A 15395-nucleotide genomic window follows, 5' to 3' on the forward strand; every position below is an offset into this window, starting at 1 on the left:
AGCTTTCATGACCGGATTTCTCACCGCCGTCTCAAACCGTATCGAGCGCCTGGCCTGGGACGCCTATACCGGCGGGTTCCGCGCCATGGGCCTAGAGCGCGCCAGCGCTGCCGGGGCCGCCATTGCGCGCCGCATCGGGCCGATGACCGGCGTGCATCACATCGCGCGCACCAATATGCGCATCGCCTTCCCGGACGCTTCGGAAAGCCAGCTCGGCGCCTGGCTGGAGGCCATGTGGGACAATCTCGGGCGCACGCTGGGCGAGACGGCCAATATGGACCGCATCGACATGACGCCCGGCGGCGCCCATCTCGAGGTGGTCAATCTCGAAGCGCTGGACGCCATCAACACCACGGGCCGCGCCGTGGTGTTCGTGGGCGGGCATTTCGCCAACTGGGAAATGCAGCCCTCCTTCATCGGCCACTACATGCATAATTGCGGCGTCGCCTACCGCGCGGTGAACAATCCTCTGGTGGAGGCGCGCATCCGCGCCATGCGCGAGCGCTACGGGGTCAATTTCTTCGCGCCCAAGGGGGCGGCGGGGGCGCGGGTGATCATGAGCGAGCTGAAAGCCGGGCGCTCCATCGCCATGCTCACCGACCAGAAAATGAATGACGGCATCGCTGCGCCCTTCCTCAGCCGGGCCGCCATGACGCCTTCGGCGCCCGCGCGCATGGCCCTGCGCTACGGGCTGGATGTGGTTCCCATGTCCCTGCAGCGCCTGAACGGCGTGCGCTTCCAGATCACAGTGCATGACCCGCTGGAGCGTCCCGAAGGCACGGGATCAGACGCCGTGCTGGCGCTGACCACGCGCATCAACGCGTTTCTGGAAGACCAGATCCGCGCTGCGCCGCCGCAATGGTTCTGGGTGCACCGCCGGTTTGAAAAGGCGCTCTACCGCAAGTCCGACACGTCCAGCGCCAGCAGCGCCTCGGGGTCGATCTGACGGTTGCGCCAGCGCACGCGCCAGTCGAGATGGGCGCCGGTGACGCGCCCTGTGGCGCCCACCGTGCCGATCACCTGGCCCTTCTCGATCAGGTCGCCGACCTCCACGTCCACCGTGTCGAGATGCATGAACACGCCGGTAAAGCCCTGGCCGTGATCGATGAAGATCAGCCCGCCCTCCCAATACATGTCCGGATCGGCCAGCGTCACCACGCCGCCTGCCGGCGCGATCACCGGCGTGCCGGTGGGCGCGGCGATATCGATGCCATAATGGGGCCGGCGCGGCTCGCCATTGAGGATGCGCTGGGAGCCGTAGACGCCGGTGATGCGTCCCGTCACCGGCCAGTCAAAGCCTTCCAGAAAGCCATGGCCCTCCCAGCGCGAGGTATAGGCCGCGCCCTTGGTGCGGTTCTCGCGCGCCAGCCGCGCCTGGAGCTCGGGATCGGGCGGCGCCGTCACCATGGCGGGCGGCAGGCCGTCAATGCGCTGGATTTCGTATTCGCGCGCCTCCACCTCGATCTGGGTCTCCCAGACCCAGCCCTCATGGCTCACGCGAAATGTCTTGGCCGCCGGAGCGTCGCGGTCATGGCCCATCACGATCCAGCCCTCGCCATCAGCGCGCTCGGTGATGTCGCCCAGCGTCACGTGCGCGCCCGGCTCCGTACGGCACACCACAATGGCGCCTTGCCTATGCTCGCCGGCGCAGGCGATGGGCGTCTGAGACTCTGCCGCACCCGCCATCAGGGTCAGGGCCATAGCTGTGATCATGCGTCTGTCTCCGGTTGAGGCGCGCCTGCCGGTCCGCCATGCAGCTGCAGCCAGCGCGCCGTGGCCGCATCAGCGTCCGCATAGGCTTCCTGATGCTCCGCGCTCCAGTAGCGCAGATCAGCCAGTGCGATCTTCGCACCTGTCATGGCGCACACCACATAGGCGCCGGGCTTGAGGATCAGAAAATCAGCATCGCCATACTCAAGGCGGGCCTCGCCGGCGAATTCCTTGTCGAATGCAGTCATGGGCGCTCCGGTCATGAGATATTGCATACCATGGCCAGACGCCGGTGAAAAAGGCCCGGTTCAGGCGCCTTGACCGACTCACCGCACCCCGCGAGGCTCAGCCGATGACCCGCATCCGCCGCCTGTCGCCCGAAACCGTCAACCGGATCGCCGCCGGCGAAGTGGTCGAGCGCCCGGCCTCGGCGGTCAAGGAGCTGGTGGAGAACGCGCTGGACGCCGGCGCGCGGCGCATCGATGTCAGCATCGAGACGGGCGGGCTGAGCCATATTCTGGTGGAGGACGACGGCGAGGGCATGGATCCCGCCATGCTCGCCATCGCCATTGAGCGCCACGCCACGTCCAAACTGCCTGTGGGCGCCGATGGCCAGGATGATCTTCTCAACATCGCCTCCATGGGCTTTCGCGGCGAAGCCCTGCCCTCCATCGGCTCGGTGGCGCGCCTGACCCTGGCCAGCCAGGCGCAAGGCTCTGCAGAGGCGTTCGAGCTGAGCGTGGAGGGCGGCAAGGCGGGCGAGGTGAAGCCAGCGGCGCCTCTGGGACGGTCCGGCACGCGGATCAGCGTGCGCGACCTGTTCTACGCCACGCCGGCCCGGCTGAAATTCCTCAAAAGCGAGCGCGCCGAGACCAGCGCCGTGCTCGACATGATCAAGCGTCTGGCGCTGTCGCGCCCAGATGTGGCGTTTGCCTTCAGTGCGGACGGGCGGGCGCGCTTCTCGGTTCCCGCCGAGACCCATGATGACCCTGCCGAAGCGCGCCGGGCGCGGCTGTCAGCGGTGCTGGGCGCTGATTTCGGGGAGAATGCGTTGGCGCTGGACCAGACGCGCGAGGGCGTGCGCCTGTCAGGCTTTGCGTCCCTGCCGACCTATAACCGGGGCACCAACCAGCACCAGTATCTGTTCGTCAATGGCCGCCCGGTGAAGGACCGTCTGATCGTCGGCGCGGTGCGTGGCGCCTATCAGGATTTCCTCGCCCGCGACCGCCATCCGGTGGCCGCGCTCTATGTGGACCTGCCCACAGACCATGTGGACGTGAACGTGCATCCGGCCAAGGCCGAGGTGCGTTTTCGCGATCCCGGTCTGGTGCGCGGTCTGATCGTGGGTGCGCTGCGCCATGCGCTGGCGGGCGCCGGCCACCGCGCCTCCACCACCGTGGCGGGCTTTGCGCTGGGCCGGGCCAGGCCTGAAGGCGCGCCCGCACCTGCCCTGCCGCTGACCCGCCAGGCCTGGCCCTCGCGCCCCTCGCCGGGCTGGGAGGCGTCGCTGGCTCACGACGCCGCAGAGCCTGATGACGCGCTGGCCGAACGCGCTTCACCTTCATGGGAGGCGCAAGACCCCGCCCCGTCAGCCCCCGCGCCTGAACCGGACCTGCCGCTGGGCTCGGCGCGCGCGCAGGTGCATGCCACCTATGTGATCGCCGAGACCGCAGACGGCCTCGTCATCGTCGACCAGCACGCCGCCCATGAGCGCCTGGTCTATGAGCGCATGAAGCGCCAGCTCGCCGGGACCGGCGTGGCGCGTCAGAGCCTTTTAGTCCCTGAGATCGTCGAGCTGGAAGAGAGCGAGGCGCGCCGGGTGCTGGAGCGGGCAGGCGAGCTGGCCGAGCTGGGCCTCGTCGTGGAGCCGTTCGGGGCGGGCGCCCTGGCCGTGCGCGAGACGCCGACCCTGCTCAAGCGCCTGGATGTGCAAGGGCTGATCCGCGATCTCGCCGACGAGCTGGCCGAGTATGACGAAGCCCTGTCGCTGAAGGAAAAGCTGGAAGAGGTGATCGGCACCATGGCCTGCCACGGCTCGGTGCGCGCGGGCCGCAAGCTGGCGGCGGAGGAAATGAACGCCCTGCTGCGCGAGATGGAGGCGACGCCCCATTCAGGCCAGTGCAATCACGGCCGGCCCACCTATGTGGAGCTGAAACTGGCCGATATCGAGCGCCTGTTCGGGCGGCGCTGAGCCTTTCGCACCGCGTTAGCGGGGCGGAAAGCCTTGGCCCCATATCTTTATGGTTCCGGCCAAAAGGCCTCAATGAGGAACCGCCGCCATGTCCGATCACAAACTGCCCTGGCTGGGCCTTGTGTTCCTGGCCCCGCTCGTCGCCCTGGTCATCACCGGGGCTTCGGCCGTGTCGGTGATCAGCCAGTCGAGCGGGCGCATCGCATCGGTGGAGGCGGTCGGCGAGTTCGCAGCGCGTGCGGCGGTGGCGCTGGATGATCTGCAGCGCGAGCGGGCCAACGCCGCCAATTGGCTGATCGTGCGCTCGAACGCTTCGCGTGATCTCTATATGCGCAATTGGGAAAGCCTGGACCGGTCCGGGGATAATCTGTTCGCCCTGCTTTCACCCGGCAGCATCCATAGCGCGCAATTCCGCCCGGAGATGGAGGACTCGCTGCGCCTGGCGCTAGGCGATATCGAGGCGATCCGCAGCAGTGTGGCCGAAGGCTCAGCGACTGTTGACCAGGCTTTGACCGCCTATACTGAAGCCCTCAACCATTTCATCGACGTGATGGCGCTGGAGCTCAGCCTGGCCACCGGCGAGCAGACCCGCTTCACCGGCGCCTTCGTGGCCCTTTGCCGGTTTCATGACCGCTATGCCGAGGAGATCGGGGCGGGCCTGTTCTCCTATCGTGCGGGCGCCATTACGCGTGAATCCCACGCCATGCTGATGCAGGCCATCGGCGCCCAGGACAGTTATCTGGCCGCCTTCCACACCCTGGCCGATACGCGCTGGGACCGCGAGCTGCACGCCCTGATCGGACGCACAGACCGCGAGAGTCTCGAAGCGGCGCGCGCGCATCTCATCACGGCAGGCTATGGCGGGCCGCTGGACGAGACCTACCGCGACTGGTGGCGCGAGACGCGCCTGCCGATCTATTTCGAGCTATCGACCCTGCGCAACCGCTTCGCTCAGGATGGGGTGCGCGAGGTGCTCCATGAAGCGCGCGAACGGCGCGAGGCGGCGCTGCGTGGGGCGGGACTGCAACTGGCGCTGATCATCCTGGCGGCCGCCGCCGGTGCGCTGGGCGCCTGGCGCCTCATGCGTCCCGATGCGCCCGAAGAGGCAGCGCCCGATGCGGTCCGTGAAGATGATGACGCCAGCCTGGCCGATCCGGCCTGAACCATTCAAGGGCGCGAACGGGCCCCGTAACGCGCACGGCCCGCCAGTGCAAAGAGGTCCGGAAAGCCGGCCTGGGCCTTGCGCCAGCCCGCCTTGACCTTCTCGAACTCCATCACATTGGCGATGCGCCGGTCGAGAAAGGCGCGCGTGCGCGGCTTGGCCGGATCGTCCTCATCCAGCCAGACCGCCAGCGTGCTGGCGTAAACGCCCGATAGAATGGCCCGCTTGGAATAGAAATTGCCATCCGTGCTGGGATCTCCCAGCGCCCTCCAGATCATGTCAGCCGTGGCCCAGACCAGCCGCGCGCCCCGGTCGAGCCCATCGGGCAGCAAAAGCCGCGCGCGCGCGCGGCGGGCCGCATCCTCATGACCGGCCATAGCGTCCAGGCGGGCCATGACGCCGTTGGTGACGCGCGCGCGCACCTTGCCCGCGGGATCAGCCGCGATGGCCGCGGCGGCCGCGTCATCACAGCGGGCGAACCAGGTCTCGATAAGGTCCAGAACCCCGCCGGGGCAGTAAAGCTCCACCTCGCCGGCGCTCAGGCCTGCATCCGCGCCCGCCCGGGCGAGGGTGGCGGCGGTCCAGCCGTCAAATCCGGCATGGATCAGGGCCGCATCCACAAGGGCGTTGCGGGCGGCGTCGGCGCGGGGCGTGGCGGTCTGGCTCATGGTGATGTATGATAGTGCTGCGCCGGACCTGCGTCACGGGGCGTTTCGCCGCGCCGGGCCGCTGGACAGATGCGCGCGGCTCCGGTATATCGCGCGCCTCAGCTGGAAACGGCGCTGCGCCGCCGGAGGGCGAGACACCCTTCGGGACGGCGCGTGTTTGTGTTGACAGCAAGCGTGATCACTTCAAGGCAGGCGCCGGGGGCCCTGCACGGACCAGACCAGGGAGAGCGGACCATCGTACAGATCGTCGTGCGCGATAACAACGTCGAGCAAGCGCTCAAGGCGTTGAAAAAGAAAATGCAGCGGGAGGGCACCTTCCGCGAGATGAAGCGCCGTAACCATTACGAAAAGCCGTCCGAGAAAAAAGCGCGCCAGAAGGCCGAGGCGATCCGCCGGGCCCGCAAGCTGGCCCGCAAGCGCGCCCAGCGCGAAGGGCTTCTGCCCAAGCCGAAGGCCGCCGCGCGCCGCTAGGCGCCCACGCGCTTGGCAGGCTTGGGCTGACTGACCCCCGGTCAGAGCCACACATGACAAGGCCCGCCATCTGGCGGGCCTTGTTGCGTTGGCGTGATAGCGACGCGCAGTGGAAAGCCTAGCCGGGCGCTTCCCAGTCATCGGGATCGAGGAATTCGTCGTGGTCAACCTCGTCCTCATCCTCCTCGCGATCACGTTCAGAGGGCTCCGCTGCGTCACGCGGCTCGCCCCAGAGCGGCGCGGGCCGCTCCAGACCGCCGCGTACGCCGCAGGCGCCGAGCGGCAGGACGAGGGCTGCGCAGGCTGCGAGAATCATCAGGCGGGAAAGCCAGGCTTGGGCGGTCATGGGGCGGTCTCCTTCATTGCGCCAGGCGCTGTTTCCATGCACCGGCCTGTTCACGCACCCGCACCGGAGCGGTTCCGCCGAAACTGATCCGGCTCTCCATGGAAGCGCGCGCCGAGAGCACCTCGAACACGCGCGCATCAATGCGCGGCTCGATCTCCTGATAGCGCGAGAGCGCCAGGTCCTTCAACGCCCGGCCCTCGGCTTCCGCCGCCTTGACCGCCGCGCCCGCGATATGATGCGCGTCCCGGAAGGGCAGACCCAGCTCGCGCACCAGCCAGTCGGCCAGATCCGTGGCGTCCGAATACGCCTCGCCCGCCGCCGCCTCCAGCGCCTCGCGGTGGAAGGTGAGATCGCCGGCCATGCCCGTCATGGCGGTGATGGCCAGAATCAGATCGTCAAATGCGGTGAAGACCAGCGCCTTGTCTTCCTGCATGTCCTTGGAATAGGCCAGCGGCAAGCCCTTCATCACGATAATGAGGCCCTGCAACGCCCCGGCGATGCGCCCGGGCTTGGCGCGCACCAGCTCGGCGGCGTCCGGATTGCGTTTTTGCGGCATGATGGACGAACCGGTGGAATACGCATCCGACAGGCTGGCGAAGCCGAACCGGCGTGAGGTCCACAACACGATCTCTTCAGCAAAACGCGACAGATTGACCGCGGTGATGGCCGCCGCCGACAAAGCCTCCAGCGCAAAATCGCGTGAGGACACGGCGTCGAGCGAATTGGCCATGGGCCGGTCAAAGCCCAGCGCGCGCGCCGTCATCTCCCGGTCTATTGGAAACGCCGTCCCGGCCAGAGCCGCCGCGCCCAGCGGCGACTCGTTCAGGCGCGCGCGCGCATCCATGAGCCGGCCCCGGTCGCGCTCGGCCGCCTCCACCCAGCACAGGAGGTGATGGCCAAGGCTCACCGGCTGGGCGGTCTGGAGATGGGTGAAGCCGGGCATCACCCAGTCCGCATGCGCTTCGGCGCGCGCCACCAGCACGCGCTGATAGGCGCGCAGCGCCTCAGCCGCGCTATCGAGCGCCTCACGCAGCCAGAGCCGGAAATCGGTCGCCACCTGGTCATTGCGCGAGCGCGCCGTGTGCAGGCGTCCGGCTGGCGCGCCGATGCGCTCGCGCAAGACCGCCTCGATATTCATGTGCACGTCTTCCAGCGCGGCCTTCCACTCGAACCGGCCCGCACGGATGTCCTGGCGAATCTCAGTCAAACCGCGCTCAATCGCCTCACCATCGGCCCTTGAAATCACGCCGCAGGCGGTCAACATCGCGCAGTGCGCCAGCGAGCCGGCGATATCCTGCTCAAACAGGCGCCGGTCCACGTCCACCGATGCGTTGATCGCCTGCATCACGGCGGACGGTCCGGCGTCGAAGCGTCCTCCCCATATGCCGCTGGCGGCCGGGGTCGGAGACTTTGGGTCAGAAGTCATGGGGCGTTGTGGTCCTGTCTGCAAGCGGGCGTCCGGGTCCCGCGCATTAGGAAGAGGAAGGCGCTCATGCGCAAGCTGCAGCTGAAGCTGTCCCACGCCATCATCGCCATGGCCCTGATCGGGACCGGCGCTGTTGTATGGACGGTGGGCGCCGCCCTGTTTGGCGGCGGCCAGCCCCAGGCCCTGTCGACATTTGCCGTGGGCGAGATGAGCCGGTTTCGCAGCGCCGACAATCCGCCCGCCCAGCCGCGCGGCCCCATTCTGACCGCAGAGCGTCAGGAAATCACCCTGGCCGACCGGCGCGGCAAGGTGATTCTGGTGAATTTCTGGGCCACCTGGTGCGCGCCTTGCGTGGTGGAGATGCCCGCCCTCAACCGCCTTCAGGCGCAGCTGGGTTCGGACGCGTTCGAGGTGGTGGCCGTGTCCATGGACCGGCGCATGGAGGACGCGCAAGACTTCCTGGCCGAGCATGAACTGAATCATCTGGCGCTGTATTTCGATCCCAATATGAACATGGCTTTCGCCGCCGGCGCGCGCGGCTTGCCGCTGAGCGTGCTCTATGACCGCTATGGACGTGAGATCGGGCGGCTGGATGGCGATGCGGACTGGGCGAGTGATGAGGCCCTCACCCTGATCCAGACCGCTATTGACCGCTATTAGGTGATCGCAGGCGCAGCCGGATCGGGATGATATCCCAGCCGCGTGCAGAGCGCTTCATAGGCGGGACTGGCGGCGGCTTCGCTCACAAGGTCCGCCGGGACCGCGCGGCGCGGACGCGCCGCGATCACATCGCCCTTGCGCCCGCTGGCGCCGCTGAGCCGGATGGCGGGCAGGAGATCGGGCCAGTCAGGATTATGGGCCAGTTCCAGCCACTCGCAGCTCCACTGCAAGATGGCGCGCGGATCGCTGACGAAGGTCTCGTATTTCACCACCCGTCCAGCCTCAGGCTGATCGAGGAAGGCGCCATAGCGCCGGGCGTATTCCTCCAGCGTGCCGGGCTGGAAATGCACCCAGCCATGGGCCTGCAGCGCCAACCATGAATCCAGCGGGTGGCGCACAAGGGTCAGCACGCGCACCGGTAATAATCCGGACAACACGGCGGTCACGCCGGGACGGGTGTCCCAGGCCCGTGCGGTGCAGTAGCGGGTATGGCTGTGGACACGCGCCACAATGCGCGATCCCCGGCGCGTCAGGGCGTCATGGAGCGCACGAAACCCGGCGCTGAACACATCGGCGCGGCTGGCGTCATCGAGCGGCCCGGCGGCCATATCTGCCTGATAGATGAGATCGCTGGGCGCAAAGTCAGGCTGCAGCCCCGGACGCACGGCGAACGGGTCCAGCTCGCTGAGCACCACCGTGTTGGGCTGAGCCTGCAGGGCGCGCGCAAACAGGGTCCCGCCCGTGCACGCAAACTGGCGCACCACCCGCACCGGCTCGGGTCCGGTAGCCGCACGCGCCTGGGCGCGGGCCCAGCAGGCCTTGAGCAAGGGAGCCAGCGCCATGGCGGGCGGCGCCGGCTCATCAGTGCTGTATCGGGCCTGTAACAGACCGAGCGCCTCGCCCAGCAGGGCGGTCATCTCTGCGGATGCCAAAGGCCGGGCGCTCATCCCGGCCAGTCCTGTGATTGAGGGCCGCGCGCGCCCGTCAGCCGGTCCTGCCGGGCATAGCCCGCCGCACTCGACAACCTGTCAGTCACCTGCCGCAAGAGGGCGTCCAGCGCGTTGCGGTCATCCATCAGTTTCGCATGCCGGTCTTGCAATTCGTTCAGGCTCGCCTGGGCCAGACGCTGACCGGTCAGGGCCAGGCGCAGATTTTCGCGCGAGGCCTTGAGATCCGCCTTCAGGGCCTGCTCACGCTCAGCTTGGGCCTGCTCCTGGGTTTCCAGTGCGCGCATGCGCGCCTCCAGCGTCTCAATACGCCCTGCCGCAAGCTCCAGCGCGCGCTCCAGCTCCAGCGCCCTTGCCTGAGCGGCCTGACGCTGGCCATCGATAAGACGCCGCTCCTCATCCATCCTGGCCTCAAGCGCCTGAACCGCGCTGTTGCGGTCCTGCTCCGCCCTGGACTTCAAATGAGTGAGCTGATCGCTGGCAAGGCCAAGACGATGCTCGGCGGCCTCCCGCGCAGCGCAGGCGTCAGCCAGTTGGCGTTCAAGCTCCGTTATGCGCGAGTGGGCGCTCTGGAGCTCGGCGCCCATTTGTTCGCGCACCTGGAGACTATGTTTCTGCGCCGCTTCCGCTGATGCGCGCATATCTGCGATTTCGGCCTCAAGCGCCTGGATGCGCGCGAGATCTGCGGTCCTGTCTGCGCCCCTGGCCGGCCCGATCCAGGCCCGCCATAGATCGGGATCGGATTGTCCAGGCAGGGCCAGCATCATCCTGCCTTGCGCGTGAGCCCAACCCGCCACCGCCGCCCGGTCAGCACCGCCCAAATGCAGTGCGATTTCGCTCACCTTGGCCAGGATATGATCAAAACGCTCCAGAAGTCCGGCGGCTTCAAACGCGCCGATCACCGCCATCACCTCGCTGGCGGCGTCGATGATGAGGATATTGCAGCCCTCCCCGTCCAGCAGCGCTTCATCAACCAGGCTGACCGGGTTGATGCGCTCGACGGGTATAAGCCCGGCGTCCGACAGGCCGCGAAACAGCTCTCGCGCTCCGGTAGGTTCTCGCGTGCTGTTCATGCCGGCGTGGGAAAACCGATGCAATTGCGCCTGGCCGGGCTCTGATCCGGCCGCCGCCTCCACCACACTGATAGTGGCGCTGGCATAGCGGGCGCGCAGGCGCCCGGCGCGCTCTGGGTCAGGTTCGATCAGTATCGCCGATCGCGCTGCATCGGCCAGGGCGCCCGGACCCGATTCCCCCGCGCCGACATGCACCACCAGCCCGGGCGGCTCCTGGATGACAGTATCAAGCGCCCATTGGGTCATTTGCGTCCTGTCAGCGTGTTGACCGCCCAGCGCGCCGGCGCTGTCAGACGCCATGTTCTGGAAGCAAAGATCTTTTCGCGTTCGGCGCGCAATTGCAGCCGGTCCTGCTCAGCTTCCTCAAACGCGATTTTCAAACTGGCGAGCTCGGCCTGGGATCGCGTTGCGGAATCGGCAAGAAGCAATCTGTCAGTCTCCAGCCGCGCCAGCTGCGCTTCACACGCATGCAGCATGGTGCGCAAATCCTGCGCTTCGCTGCGGGCGCTGAGCCATCGACCCTCCATCTCAGAAAGAGTGGCGGCGTGTTCGTTTTTCACAGCGCGCACTGTTGAAGCCTGAAGCTCGGCCTGGACGCTCAGGGCCTGGCGCAGATTGGTCTGGGCCGCCTCCAGAGCGTCACGCCAGACTTCAAGCGCCATTTCCTGTTCAGCCCAGATCTCACTCAGGCGCTCAGCCGCCTGGCACGCCGCCTCCAGCGGCATCGGGGGCGGCGCCTGGTTGATCCACGCGCAGCTGGCGGCCTGCTCGCTCATCAAGGCGCGCATGTCTGGATCGCTGGCGCACAAAAGCACGGCAATCTCGAGGGACGCGCTGGCGGCTTTGTCTTCGCACTGGCTGTTCAGGGCGGGTTGGGGCGCAACGCCCTCGTCATACCAGGCCGAGACCACCTTGCGCGTGTGCTCGGGATCCGCCGCAGCGTCATCGGCGTCCAGCAGCAGAACGCGCCGCCGGTTGGCGCGGAAAAACAACAGCTCCAGCTGCGCCAGGGCCCGCCAGGCTGACATGGCTGATGGCGCGCACTCCCCCTCTTTGAGTCTGCCGGCGACGGACGTGGCGGCGCTGCGCACAAACAGCACCGCACGGGCGGACGGGACGCTGTCCAGTTCAGCGTGGGCCGAGCGCCAGCCATCCGGCGCCAGCGCCAGACGGCGCGCGTCCGGCGCGACGGCCTCGAGGCCGCCAAGACCCGCTTCCACAGCCGGGGTATCGAGCACGAAATGCATCATGCGCTGACGCTACACCCCCTCAACTTCATCCGGACGCGCCGGCCAGGCTCAACTCCAACACTTATCAGATACGTTCTGATCGTACACGCATGCGAGCAGGGTCCAGGCGGGGCCGTTTATCCATGTGGTGGCATGATTCGCATGACCTGCCGGGATGCGGCGCTCTGCATATTGCGCATGATAGCGCCGCGCCCTACAACCCGCGCCAGATTTGGCCCGTCTCTGGCGCCACCGCACAAGGCAAGGACTGAGCCCTGACATGATTGATACGGCCTTTGCCCGCTCAGCCCCCGGGGACAGCGATCCTTCGATCGCCAACACCGTGTCATGACCCAGGCCCTTCCCACCCGCCGCGCCGCGCCCGGCCGGGAGCTGGCGGGCTTCTTCTCCGATCTCGCCGCAGGGCTGCGGATGACCGATCTGTGGCGAACCTTCGCCTGGGACGAGATGCAGCAGCGCTACCGGCGAAGCATGCTGGGCGTTTTGTGGATCGTGATCGCCTACGCCATTTTCGTGGGCGGCGTGTCGATCATATTTTCAGGGTTTTCCCGTCAGGACGGCGCTTTCTTCGTGATGCATGTGGCGATCGGCTACGCCGCTTTCACCTTCATCACCGGCAATATCGTGGACGGTTGCCAGGTCTTTGTCGGCGCACGGGCCTGGATCCATTCCATCGCCCTGCCCCATTCCATTCACGTCTATCGCAGCATATGCCGGTCCATCTTCACCTTCGCCCTGCAATTCGTGGTCGCCCTGGCGATCATGATCGCTGCAGGCTGGCGGCCGACCCTGACAGGCCTATGGGTGCTGCCGGCCATTGCGGTTTTCTTGCTGAACGCGGTGGCGATTCAGTATCTCATGGGACTGATCAGCGCGCGCTTCCGCGACATCACCCATCTGGTGACATCAATCACCCGCCTGCTCTTGTTCGTGACGCCGATCCTGTGGACACGGTTCGATCTGCGCGGGGTGCGCAGCACCATCGCCGATTTCAATCCCGTGGCGCATTATGTGGAAATCTTCCGCGCGCCGCTGATGAATTTGGACCCGCGCCCGCTGAGCTGGGCGGTGGTGCTTGTGCTGACCGGGCTGATATGGCTTGGCGCGATCATCGCCGCCGCGCGCATGCGCCGGCGGCTGGCATACTGGCTCTGAGGGCGGCATGTCGCGCATCCGGGTCGAGAACCTTCACGTCAATTACCCGCTTTACGGCCGCAGCCGGGCTGCGGCGGGGCTGACGGAAACAGACGCCGATCTCGGCCGCATGCTGCGCGGCCCCGATGGCCGGGTGATCGGCGTGCGCGCCCTCCAAGGCATTTCATTCACAGCCGAGGCGGGCGATCGCCTGGCCCTGCTCGGCGAGAACGGCTCGGGAAAGACCACGCTATTGCAGGTTCTGGCCGGCATCTACGCCCCCGATGACGGGGTGGTGGAGATCGACGGGCGCACCACGGCGCTGGTGAACATCAATCTGGGCATGAATGCCGAGGCCACCGGCCATCGCAATATCACCCTGCGCGGGCTGGCCTCGGGACGCACGCGCGATGAGATCGAAGACAAGCGCGCCGAGATCGCCGCCTTCTCCGAACTGGGCGATTTCCTTGATTTGCCCGTGGAAACCTATTCGGCCGGCATGCGCATGCGCTTGAGCTTCGCCATCGCCACGGCGTTCGAACCTGATGTGCTGATCCTGGATGAATGGCTGTCTGCGGGCGATGCGGCCTTCCGCAAGAAGGCCACCGAGCGCATGCGCCGCTTCGTGGACAAGGCCGGCATTCTGGTGCTCGCCTCCCACAGCCCGTCCCTGTTGAGCGATACCTGCAAGCGCGCCTTGTGGCTGGACCAGGGGCGTGTGCGCGCGGAAGGGCCTGTGGGCGATATCCTCAAGGAATACAACGCGGAAATGGAACGCCGTCAGGTTAGCCGCGATGAGCGCGCCCAGACCGAGATCGCCGCCGCCCAAGCCGCACGCGCCGCCATGCAGGCCGAAGCCGAAGAGCGGGCGGCCCGCAAGGGCCGGGGTTTGAAGCCGGGATATGCCGATGGCGGGACCGGCGGGACCGGCGCCGAACCGGATCTGGACAATCCCCTCGCCCGTTTGATCAGGCGGATTATATCCTTTCTTTCCGGGCGATAAGGCCCGGATCACCGCCGCAAGCCTCAGACAGGAGCCAGCCCCATGGACCAACAGGACGCCCCCGCCCTGACCGCCCTCGCGCGCCCGGGCGCCGAGCCGGACTTCACCAACCCCCTCACCCGTCTGATGGCGGGGCTGATGGGTCTGATCCTGCAGCGCGTAAAGAAGCAAGCTCCTGCAGATTAAGGGGAAATGGCGCACCCGAGAGGATTCGAACCTCTGACCTCTGCCTTCGGAGGGCAGCGCTCTATCCAGCTGAGCTACGGGTGCTGAGCGGTCTCATCGAGCTGCATACAGGAGCGCGGCGGCAGGTTCAATCGCGCCGTGCTTGCGCCGTGCAGGGGCGGATGCGTGCCGAAAACGCGCCGCTTGGTATCGAAAAAGCCGATTTTGGCGCCAAGGCCATGCTATCAGGGCGCCAGCACGCGCGCCAGAACGAAGCCAACGGCCGCGCCGCTTGCCAGCAGGCCCCAGAGCCACCAGCGCGCGCGCGGCTTTTCTGCTGGTTCGTCGGCGCTCCTGTCCGCCTCCGCCTCGTCCTCGGCGTCCGGTGCGGGCAGGGTCCAGGCGAGCCAGGCAGACGGCAGGGTGAAGCTGTAGAGCAGCACGCCCCAGAAGATCGCGTTCCAGTGCGCATAGGTCTGGGGCGCCCACAGGGTCAGGCGGGTGTCATCATTGGCCACGGCCAGATAGAAAATGCCCGCCGCCATGAGCCCGGTCAGCACCTGATAGGAAAACGCATAGGCGCGCCGGCGCAGATCGCGCTCGACATCATCCAGCTGGCAAACCTGCTCGCCGGCGATGCGCTGCACCTGAGAGGGCGCTAGCCAGAAGAACGCCAGCACCGCCAGAAGCACCAGGGCGAGCCCGGTCACGCCCGGCCCGGGATGGTCAAAAATCAGCTGGATGAGGCAGCCCGCCGGGTAGGCGATCAGCACGGTCAGCGAGGCCAGGCGCAGCGAGATTCGCGAGCGGCGCGGGACACGGCCCGAGGGCATACGGATATAGAAAGACATGTCAGGTCTCGCCTTTGGGTGAGGCCGCCATGCGCGAGAGCGGCTCGAAGGGCTGCAGGGAGAAGATCATTTCCACCGGCAGCTCGAAAAAAGCCGCCAGCTTCAGCGCCAGCTCCAGCGACGGATTGTAATCGCCCCGCTCCAGATAGCCGACGGTCTGGTAATTGACCCCGATGGCCTCGGCCAGCGCCTTGCGCGACAGGCCGCGCTCGGCGCGCAGCACAGGCAGACGGTTGTAAAGGGTCGGGCTCATGGGCGTACGCACGTGGCAGCAGGATCAAGCATCATGCCCGCTGCTTAGCCCATGAATATACATGCCGCAATCAAATTATTGCGTA

Annotated in this window: 18 protein-coding genes and 1 tRNA gene; 8 read left to right on the forward strand and 11 right to left on the reverse strand. The window is 66.9% G+C overall.

All coding sequences use genetic code 11. The features are described from left to right. Nucleotides 1–7: 7 nt before the first annotated feature. Nucleotides 8–946, forward strand: a complete 939-nt coding sequence (locus F1654_RS06935; protein WP_150022802.1) for a lysophospholipid acyltransferase family protein — start codon at nt 8–10, stop codon at nt 944–946. Here F1654_RS06935 and F1654_RS06940 read toward each other — a convergent pair. Then, nucleotides 895–1713 carry a M23 family metallopeptidase gene (locus tag F1654_RS06940; protein WP_150022803.1) on the reverse strand — a complete coding sequence of 273 codons (819 nt, stop codon included), beginning with the start codon at nt 1711–1713 and terminating at the stop codon, nt 895–897. The genes F1654_RS06935 and F1654_RS06940 overlap by 52 nt on opposite strands. After that, nucleotides 1710–1958: a DUF2093 domain-containing protein gene (locus F1654_RS06945; RefSeq protein ID WP_150022804.1), complete on the reverse strand. Its 249-nt coding sequence runs from the start codon at nt 1956–1958 to the stop codon at nt 1710–1712. The genes F1654_RS06940 and F1654_RS06945 overlap by 4 nt, the downstream gene beginning before the upstream one ends. 104 nt (nt 1959–2062) lie before the next feature. Between F1654_RS06945 and mutL the strand changes: the two genes are divergently transcribed. Both mutL and F1654_RS06955 read left to right on the forward strand, forming a co-directional pair. Further along, the gene (gene mutL / locus F1654_RS06950) at nt 2063–3901 is read left to right on the forward strand and encodes a DNA mismatch repair endonuclease MutL (protein ID WP_150022805.1); all 1839 of its coding nucleotides are present in this window, start codon (nt 2063–2065) and stop codon (nt 3899–3901) included. An 88-nt stretch (nt 3902–3989) separates the two neighbouring features. Further along, nucleotides 3990–5063, forward strand: a complete 1074-nt coding sequence (locus tag F1654_RS06955; RefSeq protein ID WP_150022806.1) for a nitrate- and nitrite sensing domain-containing protein — start codon at nt 3990–3992, stop codon at nt 5061–5063. Nucleotides 5064–5068: 5 nt separating this feature from the next. Here the strand turns inward: F1654_RS06955 and F1654_RS06960 are convergent, their stop codons facing one another. After that, on the reverse strand, nt 5069–5731 hold the full coding sequence (locus F1654_RS06960) for a COQ9 family protein (protein ID WP_150022807.1): 663 nt from the start codon (nt 5729–5731) through the stop codon (nt 5069–5071). A gap of 234 nt (nt 5732–5965) precedes the next feature. Between F1654_RS06960 and rpsU the strand changes: the two genes are divergently transcribed. After that, nucleotides 5966–6202, forward strand: a complete 237-nt coding sequence (gene rpsU, locus F1654_RS06965) for a 30S ribosomal protein S21 (RefSeq protein ID WP_150023373.1) — start codon at nt 5966–5968, stop codon at nt 6200–6202. A 118-nt stretch (nt 6203–6320) separates the two neighbouring features. Here the strand turns inward: rpsU and F1654_RS06970 are convergent, their stop codons facing one another. Further along, entirely contained in the window at nt 6321–6548 is a 228-nt protein-coding gene (locus tag F1654_RS06970) for a hypothetical protein (protein ID WP_150022808.1), read from the reverse strand. A gap of 13 nt (nt 6549–6561) precedes the next feature. Continuing rightward, a complete protein-coding gene (gene argH, locus F1654_RS06975) occupies nt 6562–7974 on the reverse strand; it encodes an argininosuccinate lyase (RefSeq protein WP_150022809.1) in 1413 nt (470 codons plus the stop codon). 66 nt (nt 7975–8040) lie between these two features. Between argH and F1654_RS06980 the strand changes: the two genes are divergently transcribed. After that, on the forward strand, nt 8041–8634 hold the full coding sequence (locus tag F1654_RS06980) for a TlpA family protein disulfide reductase (RefSeq protein WP_150022810.1): 594 nt from the start codon (nt 8041–8043) through the stop codon (nt 8632–8634). On the opposite strand, the gene F1654_RS06985 is transcribed toward F1654_RS06980, so the two are convergent. The 3 genes from F1654_RS06985 to F1654_RS06995 are packed head-to-tail and all read right to left on the reverse strand — an operon-like array spanning nt 8631 to nt 11904. Continuing rightward, on the reverse strand, nt 8631–9551 hold the full coding sequence (locus tag F1654_RS06985; RefSeq protein ID WP_150022811.1) for a sulfotransferase: 921 nt from the start codon (nt 9549–9551) through the stop codon (nt 8631–8633). The genes F1654_RS06980 and F1654_RS06985 overlap by 4 nt on opposite strands. A 26-nt stretch (nt 9552–9577) precedes the next feature. Next, nucleotides 9578–10900, reverse strand: coding sequence for a hypothetical protein (locus F1654_RS06990; protein WP_150022812.1), 1323 nt, complete (start codon nt 10898–10900; stop codon nt 9578–9580). Continuing rightward, the gene (locus F1654_RS06995) at nt 10897–11904 is read right to left on the reverse strand and encodes a hypothetical protein (protein ID WP_150022813.1); all 1008 of its coding nucleotides are present in this window, start codon (nt 11902–11904) and stop codon (nt 10897–10899) included. The genes F1654_RS06990 and F1654_RS06995 overlap by 4 nt, the downstream gene beginning before the upstream one ends. A 327-nt stretch (nt 11905–12231) precedes the next feature. Here F1654_RS06995 and F1654_RS07000 point away from each other — a divergent pair, with 327 nt between their 5' ends. The 3 genes from F1654_RS07000 to F1654_RS13880 are packed head-to-tail and all read left to right on the forward strand — an operon-like array spanning nt 12232 to nt 14227. Continuing rightward, complete coding sequence (locus F1654_RS07000) at nt 12232–13059, forward strand: ABC transporter permease (RefSeq protein WP_150022814.1); 828 nt, start codon at nt 12232–12234, stop codon at nt 13057–13059. Nucleotides 13060–13066: 7 nt separating this feature from the next. Next, nucleotides 13067–14041, forward strand: coding sequence for an ABC transporter ATP-binding protein (locus tag F1654_RS07005; RefSeq protein WP_233205178.1), 975 nt, complete (start codon nt 13067–13069; stop codon nt 14039–14041). Between the two features lie 42 nt (nt 14042–14083). Next, the gene (locus F1654_RS13880) at nt 14084–14227 is read left to right on the forward strand and encodes a hypothetical protein (protein WP_199200495.1); all 144 of its coding nucleotides are present in this window, start codon (nt 14084–14086) and stop codon (nt 14225–14227) included. 7 nt (nt 14228–14234) lie between these two features. Here F1654_RS13880 and F1654_RS07010 read toward each other — a convergent pair. The 3 genes from F1654_RS07010 to F1654_RS07020 all read right to left on the reverse strand — a co-directional run bounded on the left by F1654_RS07010 (nt 14235) and on the right by F1654_RS07020 (nt 15310). Continuing rightward, nucleotides 14235–14311: transfer RNA gene (locus F1654_RS07010), tRNA-Arg, on the reverse strand. Nucleotides 14312–14451: 140 nt separating this feature from the next. After that, nucleotides 14452–15057, reverse strand: a complete 606-nt coding sequence (locus F1654_RS07015; RefSeq protein WP_150022815.1) for a hypothetical protein — start codon at nt 15055–15057, stop codon at nt 14452–14454. Between the two features lies 1 nt (nt 15058). After that, the gene (locus tag F1654_RS07020) at nt 15059–15310 is read right to left on the reverse strand and encodes a helix-turn-helix transcriptional regulator (protein WP_150022816.1); all 252 of its coding nucleotides are present in this window, start codon (nt 15308–15310) and stop codon (nt 15059–15061) included. Nucleotides 15311–15395: the final 85 nt, after the last annotated feature.

Origin of the sequence: Alkalicaulis satelles, assembly GCF_008630495.1 — a bacterium.
In the GTDB taxonomy this organism is placed as follows: Bacteria; Pseudomonadota; Alphaproteobacteria; order Caulobacterales; family Maricaulaceae; genus Oceanicaulis; species Oceanicaulis satelles.